This window comes from Pseudomonas sp. MHK4 (genome assembly GCF_054600775.1).
This window is the reverse complement of sequence record NZ_BAAIAK010000009.1, coordinates 224376-239155: the sequence shown is the minus strand read 5'-3', so window position 1 is coordinate 239155 and position 14780 is coordinate 224376. Positions and strand designations below refer to the sequence as shown.

Annotated in this window: 18 protein-coding genes; 6 read left to right on the top strand and 12 right to left on the bottom strand. The window is 61.4% G+C overall.

Features of this window, described 5'->3' with window-relative positions:
• Nucleotides 1-8: 8 nt before the first annotated feature.
• From cysB to ACYP2Q_RS22370, 5 genes are all read right to left on the bottom strand, one after another.
• Nucleotides 9-983 carry an HTH-type transcriptional regulator CysB gene (gene cysB / locus ACYP2Q_RS22390; RefSeq protein ID WP_008049066.1) on the bottom strand — a complete coding sequence of 325 codons (975 nt, stop codon included), beginning with the start codon at nt 981-983 and terminating at the stop codon, nt 9-11.
• 112 nt (nt 984-1095) lie between these two features.
• Nucleotides 1096-1599, bottom strand: coding sequence for a universal stress protein (locus ACYP2Q_RS22385; protein WP_459732506.1), 504 nt, complete (start codon nt 1597-1599; stop codon nt 1096-1098).
• A gap of 94 nt (nt 1600-1693) precedes the next feature.
• Nucleotides 1694-2599 (bottom strand): 5'-nucleotidase, encoded by a 906-nt coding sequence (locus tag ACYP2Q_RS22380; RefSeq protein ID WP_323606806.1) that lies wholly within the window; start codon nt 2597-2599, stop codon nt 1694-1696.
• 26 nt (nt 2600-2625) lie between these two features.
• A complete protein-coding gene (locus ACYP2Q_RS22375) occupies nt 2626-3582 on the bottom strand; it encodes a putative 2-dehydropantoate 2-reductase (RefSeq protein WP_459732505.1) in 957 nt (318 codons plus the stop codon).
• Complete coding sequence (locus tag ACYP2Q_RS22370) at nt 3579-3965, bottom strand: thioredoxin family protein (protein WP_459732504.1); 387 nt, start codon at nt 3963-3965, stop codon at nt 3579-3581. The genes ACYP2Q_RS22375 and ACYP2Q_RS22370 overlap by 4 nt, the downstream gene beginning before the upstream one ends.
• Here ACYP2Q_RS22370 and ACYP2Q_RS22365 point away from each other — a divergent pair.
• Nucleotides 3964-4407 carry a PilZ domain-containing protein gene (locus ACYP2Q_RS22365; protein WP_459732503.1) on the top strand — a complete coding sequence of 148 codons (444 nt, stop codon included), beginning with the start codon at nt 3964-3966 and terminating at the stop codon, nt 4405-4407. The genes ACYP2Q_RS22370 and ACYP2Q_RS22365 overlap by 2 nt on opposite strands.
• Nucleotides 4408-4534: 127 nt before the next feature.
• Nucleotides 4535-5611: a 3-deoxy-7-phosphoheptulonate synthase gene (locus ACYP2Q_RS22360; RefSeq protein WP_419709140.1), complete on the top strand. Its 1077-nt coding sequence runs from the start codon at nt 4535-4537 to the stop codon at nt 5609-5611.
• Between the two features lie 72 nt (nt 5612-5683).
• Here ACYP2Q_RS22360 and ACYP2Q_RS22355 read toward each other — a convergent pair whose 3' ends face one another.
• Nucleotides 5684-5971, bottom strand: a complete 288-nt coding sequence (locus ACYP2Q_RS22355) for a GNAT family N-acetyltransferase (protein ID WP_020800382.1) — start codon at nt 5969-5971, stop codon at nt 5684-5686.
• A gap of 162 nt (nt 5972-6133) precedes the next feature.
• Nucleotides 6134-6385, bottom strand: a complete 252-nt coding sequence (locus ACYP2Q_RS22350; RefSeq protein ID WP_459732501.1) for a hypothetical protein — start codon at nt 6383-6385, stop codon at nt 6134-6136.
• Between the two features lie 224 nt (nt 6386-6609).
• Here ACYP2Q_RS22350 and oprI point away from each other — a divergent pair, with 224 nt between their 5' ends.
• Nucleotides 6610-6861, top strand: coding sequence for an outer membrane lipoprotei OprI (gene oprI / locus ACYP2Q_RS22345; RefSeq protein WP_003199355.1), 252 nt, complete (start codon nt 6610-6612; stop codon nt 6859-6861).
• Nucleotides 6862-6985: 124 nt separating this feature from the next.
• On the opposite strand, the gene ACYP2Q_RS22340 is transcribed toward oprI, so the two are convergent.
• From ACYP2Q_RS22340 to ACYP2Q_RS22330, 3 genes are all read right to left on the bottom strand, one after another.
• Nucleotides 6986-7957 carry a L,D-transpeptidase family protein gene (locus ACYP2Q_RS22340; protein WP_459732499.1) on the bottom strand — a complete coding sequence of 324 codons (972 nt, stop codon included), beginning with the start codon at nt 7955-7957 and terminating at the stop codon, nt 6986-6988.
• Between the two features lie 577 nt (nt 7958-8534).
• The gene (locus tag ACYP2Q_RS22335) at nt 8535-8828 is read right to left on the bottom strand and encodes a hypothetical protein (RefSeq protein WP_008055299.1); all 294 of its coding nucleotides are present in this window, start codon (nt 8826-8828) and stop codon (nt 8535-8537) included.
• Between the two features lie 56 nt (nt 8829-8884).
• The gene (locus tag ACYP2Q_RS22330) at nt 8885-9490 is read right to left on the bottom strand and encodes an arylesterase (protein WP_459732497.1); all 606 of its coding nucleotides are present in this window, start codon (nt 9488-9490) and stop codon (nt 8885-8887) included.
• Between the two features lie 10 nt (nt 9491-9500).
• On the opposite strand from ACYP2Q_RS22330, the gene ACYP2Q_RS22325 reads away from it, so the two are divergent.
• The 3 genes from ACYP2Q_RS22325 to greB are packed head-to-tail and all read left to right on the top strand — an operon-like array spanning nt 9501 to nt 13222.
• Nucleotides 9501-10184 (top strand): ABC transporter ATP-binding protein, encoded by a 684-nt coding sequence (locus ACYP2Q_RS22325; protein WP_459732496.1) that lies wholly within the window; start codon nt 9501-9503, stop codon nt 10182-10184.
• A complete protein-coding gene (locus ACYP2Q_RS22320) occupies nt 10184-12688 on the top strand; it encodes an ABC transporter permease (protein WP_459732494.1) in 2505 nt (834 codons plus the stop codon). The genes ACYP2Q_RS22325 and ACYP2Q_RS22320 overlap by 1 nt, the downstream gene beginning before the upstream one ends.
• 36 nt (nt 12689-12724) lie before the next feature.
• A complete protein-coding gene (gene greB / locus ACYP2Q_RS22315; RefSeq protein ID WP_459732493.1) occupies nt 12725-13222 on the top strand; it encodes a transcription elongation factor GreB in 498 nt (165 codons plus the stop codon).
• Between the two features lie 3 nt (nt 13223-13225).
• Here greB and ACYP2Q_RS22310 read toward each other — a convergent pair whose 3' ends face one another.
• Both ACYP2Q_RS22310 and ACYP2Q_RS22305 read right to left on the bottom strand, forming a co-directional pair.
• Nucleotides 13226-13534, bottom strand: a complete 309-nt coding sequence (locus tag ACYP2Q_RS22310; RefSeq protein ID WP_459732491.1) for a class I SAM-dependent methyltransferase — start codon at nt 13532-13534, stop codon at nt 13226-13228.
• 273 nt (nt 13535-13807) lie between these two features.
• Entirely contained in the window at nt 13808-14779 is a 972-nt protein-coding gene (locus tag ACYP2Q_RS22305; protein ID WP_459732490.1) for an XdhC family protein, read from the bottom strand.
• Between the last annotated feature and the right edge of the window lies 1 nt (nt 14780).

Here is a 14780-nt window from a genome sequence, read left to right as displayed (position 1 = left end):
ACGTGCTATCAGTGAACGGGCAACTCGACGCCGTCGAACAGCTCTTCCAGCTCCTGCTTGTTGTGGCACTGGATGGCCTTGGCCATGACTTCGCGGGTCAGGTGCGGGGCAAACTTCTCGATGAAGTCGCACATGAAGCCCCGCAGGAAGGTACCGCGGCGGAAGCCGATCTTGGTCACGCTGGACTCGAACAGTTCGCTGGCATCGAGCACCACCAGGTCGCTGTCGAGCTTTGTGTCGACCGCCATTTTCGCCACGATCCCCACACCCAGGCCCAGGCGCACGTAGGTCTTGATCACGTCGGCATCAGCGGCGGTGAACACCACCTTGGGCGTCAGGCCGCGGTGGCTGAAGGCTTCGTCGAGCTTGGAACGGCCGGTGAAACCGAACACATAGGTCACGATCGGGTATTCGGCCAGGGCTTCGAGGGTCAGTTTCGAGAGCTTGGTCAGCGGGTGTCCCTGGGGCACGACCACACAGCGATTCCAGCGGTAGCAAGGCATCATCACCAAGTCGCCGAACAGCTCGAGGGCTTCGGTGGCAATGGCGAAATCCACGGTGCCATCAGCGGCCATTTCGGCGATCTGCATGGGCGAACCCTGGTGCATGTGCAGGGCAACATCCGGGTACTGCTTGATGAAATTACTGATCACCGGCGGCAAGGCGTAGCGCGCCTGGGTGTGGGTGGTGGCGATCGACAGAGTGCCTTTCTTCTCGTTGGAGAACTCCTGGGCGATCTGCTTGATGCTTTCGACCTTGCGCAGGATCTCGCCAGCGGTGGTGATGATGCGCTCACCGGCCGGAGTAACGCGAGTCAGGTGCTTGCCGCTGCGGGCGAACACTTCGACGCCCAGTTCGTCTTCCAGCAAGCGGATCTGTTTACTGATGCCCGGCTGAGAGGTGTAGAGACTTTGGGCTGTAGCGGAAACGTTGAGGTCGTGGTGCGCCACTTCCCAGATGTAGCGCAGTTGTTGGAGCTTCATATCAATCCCTCAAAGCAGGTAGACGCCACGGGCATCAGCGACGGTATATAACTATATTAATGGTTTGAAGAATAAATCTAGAACTTTTTATCAAAACGCCATTATTCGTGTTCTAGCGATCCCCTTGTCGACGACGTTGCACCAGCGGCACCAGGTAGACCGGTACCGTCGACAGTTGCAACACCCGTGCGGCGGTCCGGCCCAAGGGTGTTTCCGCACCTGCACCATGGCTGTGGCTGCCTACGATCAGCAAATCCACCGAGAGCTTCTGCGCCTGGTCGAGGATCACCTGCGACGGATCGCCCTGCAGCACTCGTACCGCTTTGATCCGCTCAAGGTCCTGCTCGCCCTCGTCGCCCAGCTCCTCGCGGAAATTGTCGAGCACCCGCTGCTCGATGCTGGCGATCACGGTGTTAAGACCCTGGCTATGGAATTCGTTCAACGCCTGCTCGTCGAGATAGCTCTGCAGCACCGATTCGGCAAACAGCCCCATGGGTTCGACGGCGTGCACCACATACAGGTCGGCATTGAATGTTCGCGCCAATTCCAGGGCATGCTGCATCACCACAGGTGCGTACAGCCCGAGGTCAGTGGCATACAGCATCGAGCGAATCATATGACCTCCTCGCGTGCCAACATGGCGGAGATTGATTCAGCTTAGCAGTGCCTTGGCGAGTACGACGTCCGGCGTAACACCTTGAACGGCGGGCTTAAACCTTTTGCTCGTTGCTTATGCCATGTGGCACATGGCCGGTGGCGACCACTTCACGGGCCAACTCGCAATGGCCGGCCTGGTCGTCGAAAAACACGTCAGCGGCAAAGGCTTCAAGGAAGGCCGACTTGGTCAGGCCACCGAGGAACAGCGATTCATCCAGGCGAATATCCCACTCGCGCAACGTGCGGATCACCCGCTCATGGGCTGGCGCCGAGCGCGCCGTGACCAGTGCCGTGCGAATCGGACAGGCGTCATCCGGGAATTCACGCTGCAGCAGATTGAGAGCGGCGAGGAAGCCCTTGAATGGCCCACCACGCAAGGGTTCGCGGGCCGCTTCGCGCTCGCTGGCCTGGAACGCTTCCAGGCCACCGGCCTGATAGACGCGTTCGGACTCATCGGAAAACAGCACGGCATCGCCGTCAAAGGCAATGCGCAGTTCATCACTGGCCGCACGGCTGGCGCCACCGGACAGAATGGTCGCCGCGGCGAACCCGGCATCCAGCGCACTGCGCACGTCTTCGGCATGGGTCGAAAGAAACAGATCGCAGCCAAAGGCCTTGAGGTACGGATACGGACTGCGCCCGCCGACGAACGCCGCACGGGAAATCGCCAGGCCATAGTGGTGGATCGAGTTGAATACGCGCAGGCCGGTGTCGGCGCTGTTGCGCGACACCAGGATCACCTCGACCCGGGCGCGGCCGAGGTGGGCATTGAGGGCGAGGAGTTTCTGCACCAGCGGGAAGGCGTCACCGGGCTCGAGGATTTCGTCTTCGTGCTCGATCTGATATTGCCGGTAGGCCTCGACACCACTCGACAGATAGACCTTGTGGCTTTCGCTCAGGTCGAACAACGCTCGCGAAGAAATCGCCAGCACCAGTTTGTCGTCTATGGACTTTGGCATCCCCCTTCCCCCTCTGATTGATCGACTCAGGTATTACGTCGTTCGATGAAGCTCAAGCTGCGATACATCGCCTCGATGCGTGGCATGTCACAACCGGCGGCTTTCGCCGCAGCCAGTGGGCGGGCGTATATGGCCTCGAGTTCCAGCGGCCGCTTGTGCAGGAAATCGTGGTACATGCTGGGCCAGTAGTCGGGCATTCGCTGCGTCACCTGCAAAAGCTGATCGGCATAACTGGCTGGCACCTCGTGACCGCAGGCGTTTGCGCCCTGGATCACCTCGGCCATCAGCGACCTGATCAACTCATGACTGTCAGCATCGGCCATCAGCGGCGTAGTGCTCGCACCGAGCAGCACCGACAGGCCGTTGTAGGGGATATTCCAGACCAGTTTCTGCCAACGCGCCTGGTGCAGGTTCGCCATGGCCTGGGCGTCGATGCCGGCTGCATGGAACAGCCCGACGCCCTCTTCGACAATGGCTGCACGGTCATGCTGACCGGACGCCGACCCGCTGTGATAGCCGACATGCACCGCCCCCAGCGCCTGATGGGTAATGACACCAGGCCCCTGGCGATGGACGCAGATATAGCAGAGCCCGCCCAGCACATGCAGCGCGTCGGGCAGCAGTTCACGCAGGCTGTCTTCGACGTCCAGGCCATTTTGCAACAGCAGCACCCTGGCATTCGGCGCGCAGGCTTGCACAATGGCCGGCGCGAGGTCGCGGTTACTGGTGGTTTTGGCGCCGACCAGCAACCAGTCGCAGGGTGGCATGTCTTCGGCCGCCGAATAGGCCTGCACCGGATTCAGCGTCAGCGCGCCATGCACGGCGCTGTGCAGTTGCAACCCGCGCTCGGCCACCGCGGCAAACTCGCTACGCAACAGAAAATGCACATCGAAGCCGGCCTGCGCCAGCATCATCCCGTAGAACCCGCCGATGGCACCGGTCCCGATTATGCCGATTCTCGGCTTGGCAACTGCTCCGGTCATGGCAACTCCTCTGCTGTTCTACTGAGCGCCTGCCCCAAGGCCGTGTTCAGCTCGGTGCGGGTCAGGCGCGACTTTAGTGCCCCGAAGAATTCGCCGTCGCGTACGACAAACAGCGCCGGCAAGTGAAAGACCTGATATCGCTCGACCACCCCGCCATTGTTGCCGGCGTCGATCCAGCACAATCGATCGACATCCAGATCGAGCGCGGGCAACTGCCCGCGGGCAAAACGGCAACTGGCGCAGCCGACACTGGTGAAAATCACCAGCGATACGCCGCTCATTGCCAGCAGCCGTTGGTCGGCGTCGAAATCGGTCAGTTCCAATTCGACCACTATACTGGGGGAAACAATGTCAGATGGCCGACACATGGAGTCCGTGCTCATGGGACGTTTTCTTCCTCATCCTGACGATATACCTGTCGAGTTGACGTTGCTCAAACCGGAGTGCATTTCCCGGCAACAGCTGCACACTATCAGCCTCGGGGGCATGGCTTGCAATTATCACCGCGCCTGGCGCCACGGTACGGCGCTGGAGGTGCGCATGCCGAGCCTGAACCCGGACATGTGCTTTCTGGGCTACGTGGCCTGGTGCCTGCGACGTAAGCGCGGCTACCTGGTTGGCATTGCCTTCGTCGACGAACAGACGCTTTTCAGTGCCCGCATGGGCGAGCAGGTGTGCCAGATCGAGCGCTACTGCCGCCAGCATGATGCTCATAACGATCTGCAGGATATCCAGGCCCTGGCCCTCGAGTGGGTCCAGCAACATGCCGACGAGTTCTCCCACGACACAGTTCGCAGGGCTTTTGCGCAGGCTGTGCTGGATTAAACCGGGCCAGCCCATTGTCGAGCCACGGTGTAACGCGCTAAGGTTCCGTTCCCCGACGCGCTTAATTTGCTGTGCTCCGCCGCGCGGGTTCGCTGGCGGCCGGCACCCGTGACCTGACGAGTAAACGATGGCTGATTTACCGATCAACGACCTAAACGTCGCTTCCAACGAGACGCTGATCACTCCCGACCAGCTCAAGCGTGATATCCCCCTGAGCGATGCCGCCCTGCGCACCGTCACCAAGGGCCGCGAAGTCATTCGCAACATTCTGGATGGCACCGACCATCGCCTGTTCGTGGTCATCGGGCCCTGCTCGATCCACGACATCAAGGCGGCCCACGAGTACGCCGAGCGCCTGAAGGTTCTCGCGGCGGAAGTGTCCGATACCCTGTATCTGGTCATGCGCGTGTATTTCGAGAAGCCACGCACCACCGTTGGCTGGAAAGGCTTGATCAACGACCCGTACCTGGACGACTCGTTCAAGATCCAGGATGGCCTGCATATCGGTCGCCAGCTGTTGCTGGACCTGGCCGAAATGGGCCTGCCGACCGCCACCGAGGCGCTCGACCCGATCTCCCCGCAATACCTGCAGGACCTGATCAGCTGGTCGGCCATCGGCGCGCGCACCACCGAATCCCAGACTCACCGGGAAATGGCCTCCGGCCTGTCCTCGGCCGTCGGCTTCAAGAACGGCACCGATGGCGGCCTGACCGTGGCGATCAACGCCCTGCAATCGGTTTCCAGCCCGCACCGCTTCCTGGGTATCAACCAGGAAGGTGGCGTGTCGATCGTCACCACCAAGGGCAATGCCTACGGTCACGTCGTATTGCGCGGCGGCAACGGCAAGCCGAACTACGATTCGGTCAGCGTCGCCCTCTGCGAGCAGGCGCTGAACAAGGCGAAGATCAAGCCCAATATCATGGTCGATTGCAGCCACGCCAACTCCAACAAGGACCCGGCCCTGCAACCGCTGGTGATGGAGAACGTCGCCAACCAGATCCTCGAAGGCAACCAGTCGATTATCGGCCTGATGGTCGAAAGCCACCTGAACTGGGGCTGCCAGGCCATCCCGAAAGACCTCGCCGATCTGCAATACGGCGTGTCGATCACCGATGCCTGCATCGACTGGACGGCCACTGAGAACACCTTGCGCAGCATGCATGCAAAACTCAAGGATGTGCTGCCAAAACGCGAGCGCACCTGATCGGCGTTTGCCGCAGACAAAAAAACGCCGGGCTAAGCCCGGCGTTTTTTTATGCATCCGTTTCGTTGCAGGTCACTGGCTCAGCTTGGCAGCATGACGCTGGTGACGCTCCATGTAGCGCTCGACGTAGGAGCACGAGGGAATGACGGTATAGCCCATTTCCTCGGCGTACTGCAGCGCCTGCTCGGTCAGGGCCGCGGCGATGCCGCGACCGCGCAATGCGTTGGGCACGAACGTGCGATAGATATCCAGGGTCTGTTTCCCCAGATCCATATAGGTCAGGTAGGCACGATGACCGTCCACATTGGTCTCGAATTGATGACCAGCCTGGTCATGGTGGATGGACAACGCCTCGCTCATCACTACTCCTCGCGGGTCTGGATTTCTGACCCCTACCTTACCGATGTTTTTCCGGCGAAGGAACAACTACGCCACCCCGTGCCTGAATCGACACCGAGAAAAGCTACACCGATCTCGCGCAACCGAGCACGTACAAATAGTAGGCGCCATTGGCAGAAATGCTCAAGGTTCGCTCGTCATCATGCTGGTTGGCGGTACTGCCGTGTATAACGCAGGAACAGCTCGACCGAGGGTCTTGCGGCGGTCGGTAGCCTGAACATCGCCGGATGTTGAGACATAAGACGAACGCCCCTCGTTAAAGTCACCTGAAACATGGAGAAAGATATGAGAAGCGCCGCGCAAATTCCGAACAAAAGTGTAGACGAATCCATCTAGACGGACTTTAGCCAAGACCGGAAAAAGAGCTTTGAGCATGGGGAACTTTTCCTTGGCAGCTCGCTCATCTCGGGCCTTCTAGCTGGATATTTTTTATACAACGCAGTTAAAAGTTGCTCGAAAAAGAATCAACGCCTACAATTTTTTTTGCTTCTTGCTACACGTCAGTTTACTTACGACAAGTAATGGGTAGTATGTACGCCGGCTATTTCCTCAATCGGAGGAGACAGCCACTTAATAGAAAGTCCTTGAAGGGGAACACGATGAACAACGTTCTGAAATTCTCTGCTCTGGCTCTGGCCGCAGTTCTGGCTACCGGTTGCAGCAGCGCATCGAAAGAAACCGAAGCACGTCTGACCGCTACTGAAGACGCAGCTGCTCGCTCCCAGGCTCGTGCAGACGAAGCTTACCGTAAAGCTGATGAAGCTCTGGCTGCTGCTCAAAAAGCACAACAGACTGCTGACGAAGCTAACGAGCGTGCTCTGCGCATGCTGGACAAAGCTAGCCGCAAGTAATAATCCTTCGGGATTGTTATCAAGCCGACCCATTTTTTGGGTCGGCTTTTTTATTGCCTGCTGTTTCCTGAAGGCAATAAAAAACCCGCCGATGCGGCCTGCATCGGCGGGTTTTTTTCAAATGTTACTGCAGCGGGTCGATCGGTGCACTCGACACCATCGGCGAGGTCGTGTTCGGTACGCCGATTTCCACCGGCAGGCCATCTTCGGCCGCGACAACATCACGCACCACGTCCCAGTTCATGCGCAGGTTGTTGGTGATGTCTTCACGCTTGAGCATCGCATTGATCACGGCAGTGTGCTTGTCGACCACCGACGGGTTGCCCTTGTCGTCCAGCGGCGTGTGCGCTTCCAGGTAAACCTTGCCGCCACTCAAGCCGAACTTGTAGGAGTCGTTGATGATCCGCACCGACGTACCGACCGGCACCATGCCCGCCATTTCCAGCACGTTGTTGTTGAACATGCGGAAGCAGCCGTGGCTGGTGCGCATGCCGATGCCGAACTTCTTGTTCGAGCCGTGGATCAGGTAGCCCGGTGTCCCCAAGGTGAACTTGAACGGCCCCAGGGGGTTGTCTGGGCCGGCCGGCACCACATTGGGCAGCGGATCACCATCGGCGGCATGCTCGGCCTTGATCGACGCCGGAGGCGTCCAGGTCGGGTTCGGCGTCTTGGCGATGATGCTGGTGTGGGCAATCGGCGAGCCCCAGCCTTCACGACCGATACCCAGCGGGAAGGTGTACACCACGTTCTTGCCTTTCGGGAAGTAGTAGAGGCGGTACTCGGCCAGGTTGATGACAATGCCTTCACGCGGGCCGGGCGGCAGGATGAAGCGGGTCGGCAGCACGACTTCAGTGCCGGCGCCAGGCAGCCATGGATCGACGCCAGGGTTGGCCGCCACCATTTCCGAATAACCCAGGTCGTAGGTCGTGCCCAGGTCGGCGAAGGTATCTTCGTACTTGGCCTTGATCACCTGTACCTGACCGACGATGTCTTCACCAGGCGGTGGCAGGGGTAGCTCCAATGCTGCGACAGGGCCCGCCACACAGAGAGCGGCAAGTGTCAGGCAGCGGGTGACGGCGGGAAAGCGCGGCAACATCCGGAAAATCCTTTGCATGATCGACAGAGGGTATAAGAACGCGATTGTACACCGCCGGCCGTTATTTCGGGGAGGTCGGGGGCATCGTAGGCGATGCAAGGCATTTCCTGTGGGCCTATTGTTTGTTGATGGAGTACATATCCATTGCTGCGCAAACGGCCGTCTATGGCCTGCCCCTTACCTGTAGGAGCTGGCTTGCCAGCGATGGTCGTCAACGATGACGTGCGCTGCCTGAATGAATGCGGTGTCCAGACGTTTTTGCGAGCAAGCTCGCTCCTACAGGTAAGGGTGAAACCATAAGTGGCCGTTACCGAAGGGATGGATATGTACGCGGTCAACAAAACATAGGTCGGCTTCAAGGCCGTCATCGCCGGCAGGCCAGCTCCCACAGTTTGATCGGAGTACATCTACAGGAGATGGGTCGGCTATGAGGCCACCATCGCCAGCAAGCCGGCTCCTACAGTTTGAGCGGAGTACATCTGTGGGAGATTGGTCGGCCATGAGGCCGCCTTCGCTGGCAAGCCAGCTCCTACAGGGTTTTCACCCGCCAACCAAGCCGCCGTCACCGCAGAAATGATCAAAGCTCGAACCGCAGCTCCGGCCAGATCGGCGACGTGCCGCGCTTCTGCGACTCGAGAATGGCCCGGCACAACGAGCACAGGCGCTGGTCCTGGAATACCCGGCGATCGACGTTCGACCAACGTGGCTGAGCCGGCAGCAGGCTGCCGCACAGCGTCCGGTCGGCCGAGCCGCCCAGCTCCAGTTGTCGGGTCACCAGGTGTACCCGCACTTCCTGGCAGGCGAACAGATCCAGCTGTTCGTCAGGCTCGATCAGTTGATAGGCATATAGTGACCAGGCAGAACGCGGCATCGGGGGCTCCAAATCGGGGGCGCCACCTTAGCCGAAAGCCTGCTCCTAGAAAAGTGTCATAACAGCGGTTTTAGCGTAGGCCAGACATTTTCCAGCAACTTGTCCTGGGCCCCGGGTGTCGGGTGTATGCCATCGGCCTGCATCAAGTCCGGATGACCGCCCACGCCCTCGAGGAAAAACGGCACCAGCGGGATTTTTTTCTCATCGGCCAGGTTGCTGTAAACCTCGGTGAAGGCCTTGGTGTATCGAGCGCCGTAATTGGGCGGCAATTGCATGCCGAGCAGCAGCACCTTGGCGCCCGCCTGCTGGGATTGCTGAATCATCGACGCAAGATTTTGTTGCAATTGTGATGGGAGCAAACCGCGCAGGCCGTCATTGCCCCCCAATTCAAGGATCACCAGATCAGGCTTATGCTCTGCAAGCAGCGCCGGCAGGCGCGCCTGGCCTCCGGCACTGGTGTCGCCATTGATGGACGCATTGACCACCTTATCGTCGAAACCTTCGCGCTTGAGCCGTTGCTCAAGCAGCGACACCCACCCTAACCGGGTATCCAGCCCGAAACCGGCGCTGATACTATCGCCAACGATCAGGACTGTACCCGCCGCTGCGTTCTGGGCCATGCACATCATGGCCAGGCCAGCACTCAAAAACCACACACGCATCGGATTCTCCATGGGCGCAAGCATTCTCACCGCGAAGAACCTCAGCAAAGTGGTCGCCAGCGCGGAAGGTGAACTGACTATCCTGCACGAACTCAGCCTGGAACTGAACAAGGGCGACAGCCTCGCCATCGTCGGCGCCTCCGGTTCCGGCAAATCCACCCTCCTCGGCCTGCTGGCCGGACTTGACCTGCCGAGCAGCGGCGAAGTCACCCTGGCTGGACAAGGCCTGAGCAACCTTGATGAAGACCAGCGCGCACGCATCCGTGCCGAGCATGTGGGCTTCGTCTTCCAGTCATTCCAGCTGCTCGACAGTCTCAACGCCCTGGAAAACGTCATGCTGCCGCTGGAGCTTGATGGCCGCCAGGATGCCCGCGTCCGCGCCACCGAGCTGTTACAGCGGGTCGGTCTTGGGCAACGCCTGACCCACTCGCCACGCCAGCTCTCCGGCGGTGAACAACAGCGCGTGGCGATTGCCCGCGCGTTTGCCGCCGAACCCGATGTGCTGTTCGCCGACGAGCCCACCGGCAACCTCGACAGTCATACCGGCGAGCGCATCAGCGACCTGCTGTTCGAACTCAACCAGGAGCGCGGCACGACCCTGGTGCTGGTGACCCATGATGAACGCCTGGCACACCGCTGCCGGCGCCTGATCCGTCTTGAAGCCGGCCTGCTGGTCGCCCCCCTGGAGCCTTGATGGCACGCCTGCCGCTGTTGCGCCTGTTCAGTCTCGCCATCCGCCAGTTGCTGCGCGACGCCCGCGCCGGTGAACTGCGCGTGTTGTTCTTCGCCCTGGTCGTGGCCGTGGCGGCGAGTACCGCCATCGGTTACTTCGGTTCCCGCCTGAATGGCGCGATGATGCTGCGCGCCACCGAGTTCCTCGGTGCTGACCTGCTGCTCGAAGGCAGTTCGCCGCCGCGACCCGAACAGATCAGAAGCGGCACCGAGTTGGGCCTGCAGCATGCGCAAGTGGTGGAGTTCTCCAGCGTCATCGCCACCGATAACGCCATCCAGCTCTCCAGCATCAAGGCGGCCGACGACGTCTACCCACTGCGCGGTGAACTGAAAAGCGCCCCTGCGCCTTTCGCCCCGGAAGAAATCGGCGGCGGGCCGAAACCCGGTGAGGCCTGGGTCGAGGCACGGTTGCTGACGGCGCTGGACTTGAAGATTGGCGACAGCATCGATGTCGGCATGAAAACCCTAAAGCTGGCGCGGGTGCTGACCTACGAGCCCGACCGCGCCGGCAACTTCTACAGCCTGACGCCGCGGGTATTGATCAATCTCAGTGACCTGCAGGCAACTGGCGTGGTGCAACCGGGCAGTCGGGTCAGCTACCGCGAACTCTGGCGCGGCGATGCCCCGGCGCTGGAAACCTATCGCCAATTGATCAAACCCGGCCTGGCAGCCAACCAGCGGATCCAGGATGCCCGCGATGGCAACCGGCAGATCGGCGGCGCCCTGGGCAAGGCCGAGCGCTACCTGAACATGGCCAGCCTGGTGGCAGTGCTGCTGGCCGGGGTGGCCGTGGCGTTGTCGGCGACCCGCTTCGCCACTCGCCGTTTCGACGCCAGCGCGCTGTTGCGTTGCCTTGGCCTGTCCCGTCGGGAAACCATGGTGCTGTTCAGCCTGCAACTGACCGTACTCGGCCTGCTCGCCAGCCTCAGTGGCGCCGTCATTGGCTGGCTGGCGCAGCTGGGACTGTTTGCCCTGCTGCATGACTTGCTGCCGAGCGACGTACCACCGGGCGGCCTGTTTCCGGCCATCGCCGGAATCGGCACCGGGCTGGTGGCCCTGGCTGGTTTTGCCCTGCCGCCGCTGGCCGCGCTGGGTCGGGTTCCACCCTTGCGCGTATTGCGCCGGGACCTGCTGCCGATTCCCTCCAGTACCTGGATGGTCTACGGCGCCGCGTTGGGCGCCCTCGGGCTGATCATGTGGCGCCTGAGCCTGGACCTGGTATTGACCTTCGCCCTGCTCGGCGGCGGCGTGGTCGCGGCACTGGTACTGGGCGGCCTGCTGTTGCTGTTGTTGAAAAGCCTGCGCCGCCTGCTGGCCCGTGCTTCCCTGCCGTGGCGCCTGGGGCTGGGCCAATTGCTGCGCCATCCGCTGGCAGCCGCGGGGCAGGCCCTGGCATTCGGCCTGATCCTGCTGTCGATGGCGTTGATCGCCCTGCTACGCGGCGAGTTGCTGGACACCTGGCAGAATCAGTTGCCGAAGAACGCACCGAACTACTTTGCCCTGAACATCCTGCCCGCGGACAAGCAGGCGTTCACCGACCGCCTGTTCTCGTTGTCGGCGCAATCGGCGCCACTGTATCCAGTGGTCCCGGGACGGCTGATCAGCATCAACGGCGAACCGGTGCAGCAAATCGTCACCAAGGAATCCGCGGGGGACCGGGCAATCCAGCGTGACCTGAGCCTGACCTGGGCGGCCGACCTGCCTGAGGGCAACACGATCACCGCAGGCAACTGGTGGCCTGCGCAACCGCCGGATGAAACCCCCGGCGTATCGGTGGAGGGCAAGGTTGCCGAAAGCCTGAAACTCAAGCTCGGCGACCATCTGGTGTTTACCGTGGGCGGGGCCAATCGCGAGGCGAAAGTCACCAGCCTGCGGGAGATCAACTGGGACAACTTCCAGCCGAACTTCTTCATGATCTTCCAGCCCGGCACCTTGAAGGATCTGCCGACCACCTACCTCACCAGCTTCTATCTGGCGGCGGGCCATGACCAGCAGATCGTCGACCTGTCGCGCAGTTTTCCGGCGGTGACGATCCTGCAGGTCGAGGCGTTGCTGGCGCAACTGCGCAGCATCCTCGCCCAGGTCACCCTGGCGGTGGAGTACGTGTTGCTGTTCGTCCTGGCGGCGGGCATGGCGGTGCTGTTCTCAGGCCTGCAAGCGACACTGGACGAACGCATCCGCCAGGGCGCACTGCTACGCGCGCTGGGGGCCGAACGGCAATTGCTGGTGAAGGCGCGACGAATCGAGTTCGGCTTGCTGGGTGCGGTCAGCGGCTTGCTGGCGGCGCTGGGCTCGGAAGTGGTGAGCCTGGTGCTCTACCGATACGCCTTTGACCTGCCCTGGCATCCGCATCCATGGCTACTGGTGCTGCCGTTGATCGGCGCCGTGCTGATCGGCGGCGCCGGCGTGTTCGGCACCCGGCGCGCCTTGAACGCCAGCCCCCTGACAGTCTTGCGCGAGGGTTGATAGACTCAGGCGCTCCTGATTCGAAGAAAAGTTGCCATGAGCCGTTATCGCCCTCCCCGTACTGCCGGCACCGCACTGATCACCCCCGAAGGTGAAGCGCGGATGCGCGCCGAGTTTCATGAACTGTGGCACGTACGCCGCCCCCAGGTGACGCAAGCGGTCAGTGAAGCGGCAGCCCAGGGCGATCGTTCGGAAAACGCCGAGTACACCTACGGCAAAAAGATGCTGCGCGAGATCGACAGCCGCGTGCGTTTCCTGACCAAACGCCTGGAGGCGCTCAAGGTGGTCAGTGAAAAACCCAGCGACCCGAACAAGGTTTACTTCGGCGCCTGGGTCACGATCGAGGACGAGGACGGCAAGGAGTCGCGCTATCGCATCATCGGGCCGGATGAGCTGGACTTGAAACAGGGCCTGATCAGCATCGACTCGCCATTGGCCCGCGCGCTGATCGGCAAGGCACTGGACGCCGAAGTACGGGTCCAGACACCGACGGGTGAGCAGTGTGTGTATATCGTGGCGATCGATTATCCGTAAGTTTCAGCGACGGGTAATCAAGCCTTGCCGGGCAACGCGGGTCAGTTGGCGGATCATTTCCGGGGCGTCTTCGACGCTTGGCGACTGAATCACTGCCAGGTCGAAACTGTCCGTGGCAAAGCGCGCCAGGGATTCACCGTCTTCGACAAACTGGATCAGGAAGGCGGCGGGCCCACCGGTACGCCGTGGCCAACCATCGAGGTAACGCAGGAGCGTCGGCTGATGTTTGCCGCCAAGCAGGATTTTTGGATTGCGCTGGGTGAGATGTGCCGTGATCGGCGCGGGACGTACAACGGGGCTTAGTGCATTCATCGTGTCGTGTCTCTGCCTCAAAAAGTCTGCATGGCAGGTGAGAGGCAACACCGAACCAGCGCTTTAGCGGTATTTCGAAGCTTGCTTCAAGCTTCTGTCGGCAACTGAATGAAGTCACCTGGCGCCCCGCAAGTAGCTGTTTAAATCGGCGCATGGGCAGCATCCTAGAGAAGCTGACCGGACAGTGTCAAGAATGACGCCCAACAAAAAAGGCTCGTCCAATCCAGCGACGAGCCTCGTTCCAAACCAGCCTGGCCCCTGACAGGCCCTGCATCAGAGGCGATCGCGAGCGATCCCGCTGCGAATTCGCAGGATATCGGCGAGCACCGCCAGGGCGATTTCCGCCGGAGTCTTGCTGCCAAGGTTGAGCCCGATAGGCGCATGGATCCGCGCCAGATCCGCCTCCCCCAGCCCACCAATACGCCGCAGCCGCTCGAAGCGCTTTTGCGAGGTCTGCAGGGAACCCATCACGCCGATGTAGAACGCGTCGGTGCGCACCGCTTCCATCATCGCCAGGTCATCGATGCGCGGATCGTGGGTCAGCGCCACCACCGCCGTGTCGCTGTGGCAGCCGCCGTCGGCGATAAACACCGACGGCAGTTGACGACGAATCTCCACGTTATCCAGCACCACGCCTTCGAGCACTTCGTCCCGCGGATCGCACAGAATCACCTCGAAGCCCAGGGTCACGGCAAACTCCGCACAGGCCTGCGCCACACTGGAATACCCGGCCAGCAACAGGCGCTGCGCCGCGCCGATGCGCAGCCTGACCCGATCGATCTCGCGTTCGACACGCACGCCCTGCTCGCGATCATCCAACAGGCTGCGCGCGCCGCTGGCCAGGTCGACTTCACGGATCAGCCGACGCCGGCCCAATAGCGCCGATTCCAGCTCCCGCAGATGCGCCTGCACCTCACAAACCGGCTCCAGCTTCTCCACCAGCACATCGAGCACGCCGCCGCAGGGCAGGCTGACCCGCGAGCGCGGGTCATCGCCTTCGCCGTAGCGCACGACGCAGACCGCTTGCTCGAATGCACCTTCGGCGACGCGCGCGAGGAAGTCCTCCTCGACACAGCCGCCGGACAGCGAGCCGATCCACTGCCCGCCGGCATTCACCGCCAGCAACGAACCCGGCGCGCGAGGCGCCGAGCCGTAGGTGGCCAGCACAGTGCACAGCCAGACACGCTGCCCGCCCGTCGACCACGCCAGCGCCCGCCGCACCACTTGCAGATCCAGATGCTGCATG

Excerpts from the sequence above, each read along its gene's own strand:
- greB (WP_459732493.1), top strand. The coding sequence starts at position 12,725 with ATGAGCCGTTATCGCCCTCCCCGTACTGCCGGCACCGCACTGATCACC.
- ACYP2Q_RS22380 (WP_323606806.1), bottom strand. The coding sequence starts at position 2,599 with ATGCCAAAGTCCATAGACGACAAACTGGTGCTGGCGATTTCTTCGCGA.
- ACYP2Q_RS22360 (WP_419709140.1), top strand. The coding sequence starts at position 4,535 with ATGGCTGATTTACCGATCAACGACCTAAACGTCGCTTCCAACGAGACG.
- ACYP2Q_RS22375 (WP_459732505.1), bottom strand. The coding sequence starts at position 3,582 with ATGACCGGAGCAGTTGCCAAGCCGAGAATCGGCATAATCGGGACCGGT.
- oprI (WP_003199355.1), top strand. The coding sequence starts at position 6,610 with ATGAACAACGTTCTGAAATTCTCTGCTCTGGCTCTGGCCGCAGTTCTG.
- ACYP2Q_RS22355 (WP_020800382.1), bottom strand. The coding sequence starts at position 5,971 with ATGAGCGAGGCGTTGTCCATCCACCATGACCAGGCTGGTCATCAATTC.
- ACYP2Q_RS22385 (WP_459732506.1), bottom strand. The coding sequence starts at position 1,599 with ATGATTCGCTCGATGCTGTATGCCACTGACCTCGGGCTGTACGCACCT.
- ACYP2Q_RS22335 (WP_008055299.1), bottom strand. The coding sequence starts at position 8,828 with ATGCCGCGTTCTGCCTGGTCACTATATGCCTATCAACTGATCGAGCCT.
- ACYP2Q_RS22370 (WP_459732504.1), bottom strand. The coding sequence starts at position 3,965 with ATGAGCACGGACTCCATGTGTCGGCCATCTGACATTGTTTCCCCCAGT.
- ACYP2Q_RS22330 (WP_459732497.1), bottom strand. The coding sequence starts at position 9,490 with ATGCGTGTGTGGTTTTTGAGTGCTGGCCTGGCCATGATGTGCATGGCC.
- ACYP2Q_RS22350 (WP_459732501.1), bottom strand. The coding sequence starts at position 6,385 with ATGCTCAAAGCTCTTTTTCCGGTCTTGGCTAAAGTCCGTCTAGATGGA.
- ACYP2Q_RS22325 (WP_459732496.1), top strand. The coding sequence starts at position 9,501 with ATGGGCGCAAGCATTCTCACCGCGAAGAACCTCAGCAAAGTGGTCGCC.
- ACYP2Q_RS22320 (WP_459732494.1), top strand. The coding sequence starts at position 10,184 with ATGGCACGCCTGCCGCTGTTGCGCCTGTTCAGTCTCGCCATCCGCCAG.
- ACYP2Q_RS22340 (WP_459732499.1), bottom strand. The coding sequence starts at position 7,957 with ATGTTGCCGCGCTTTCCCGCCGTCACCCGCTGCCTGACACTTGCCGCT.
- ACYP2Q_RS22310 (WP_459732491.1), bottom strand. The coding sequence starts at position 13,534 with ATGAATGCACTAAGCCCCGTTGTACGTCCCGCGCCGATCACGGCACAT.
- cysB (WP_008049066.1), bottom strand. The coding sequence starts at position 983 with ATGAAGCTCCAACAACTGCGCTACATCTGGGAAGTGGCGCACCACGAC.
- ACYP2Q_RS22305 (WP_459732490.1), bottom strand. The coding sequence starts at position 14,779 with ATGCAGCATCTGGATCTGCAAGTGGTGCGGCGGGCGCTGGCGTGGTCG.
- ACYP2Q_RS22365 (WP_459732503.1), top strand. The coding sequence starts at position 3,964 with ATGGGACGTTTTCTTCCTCATCCTGACGATATACCTGTCGAGTTGACG.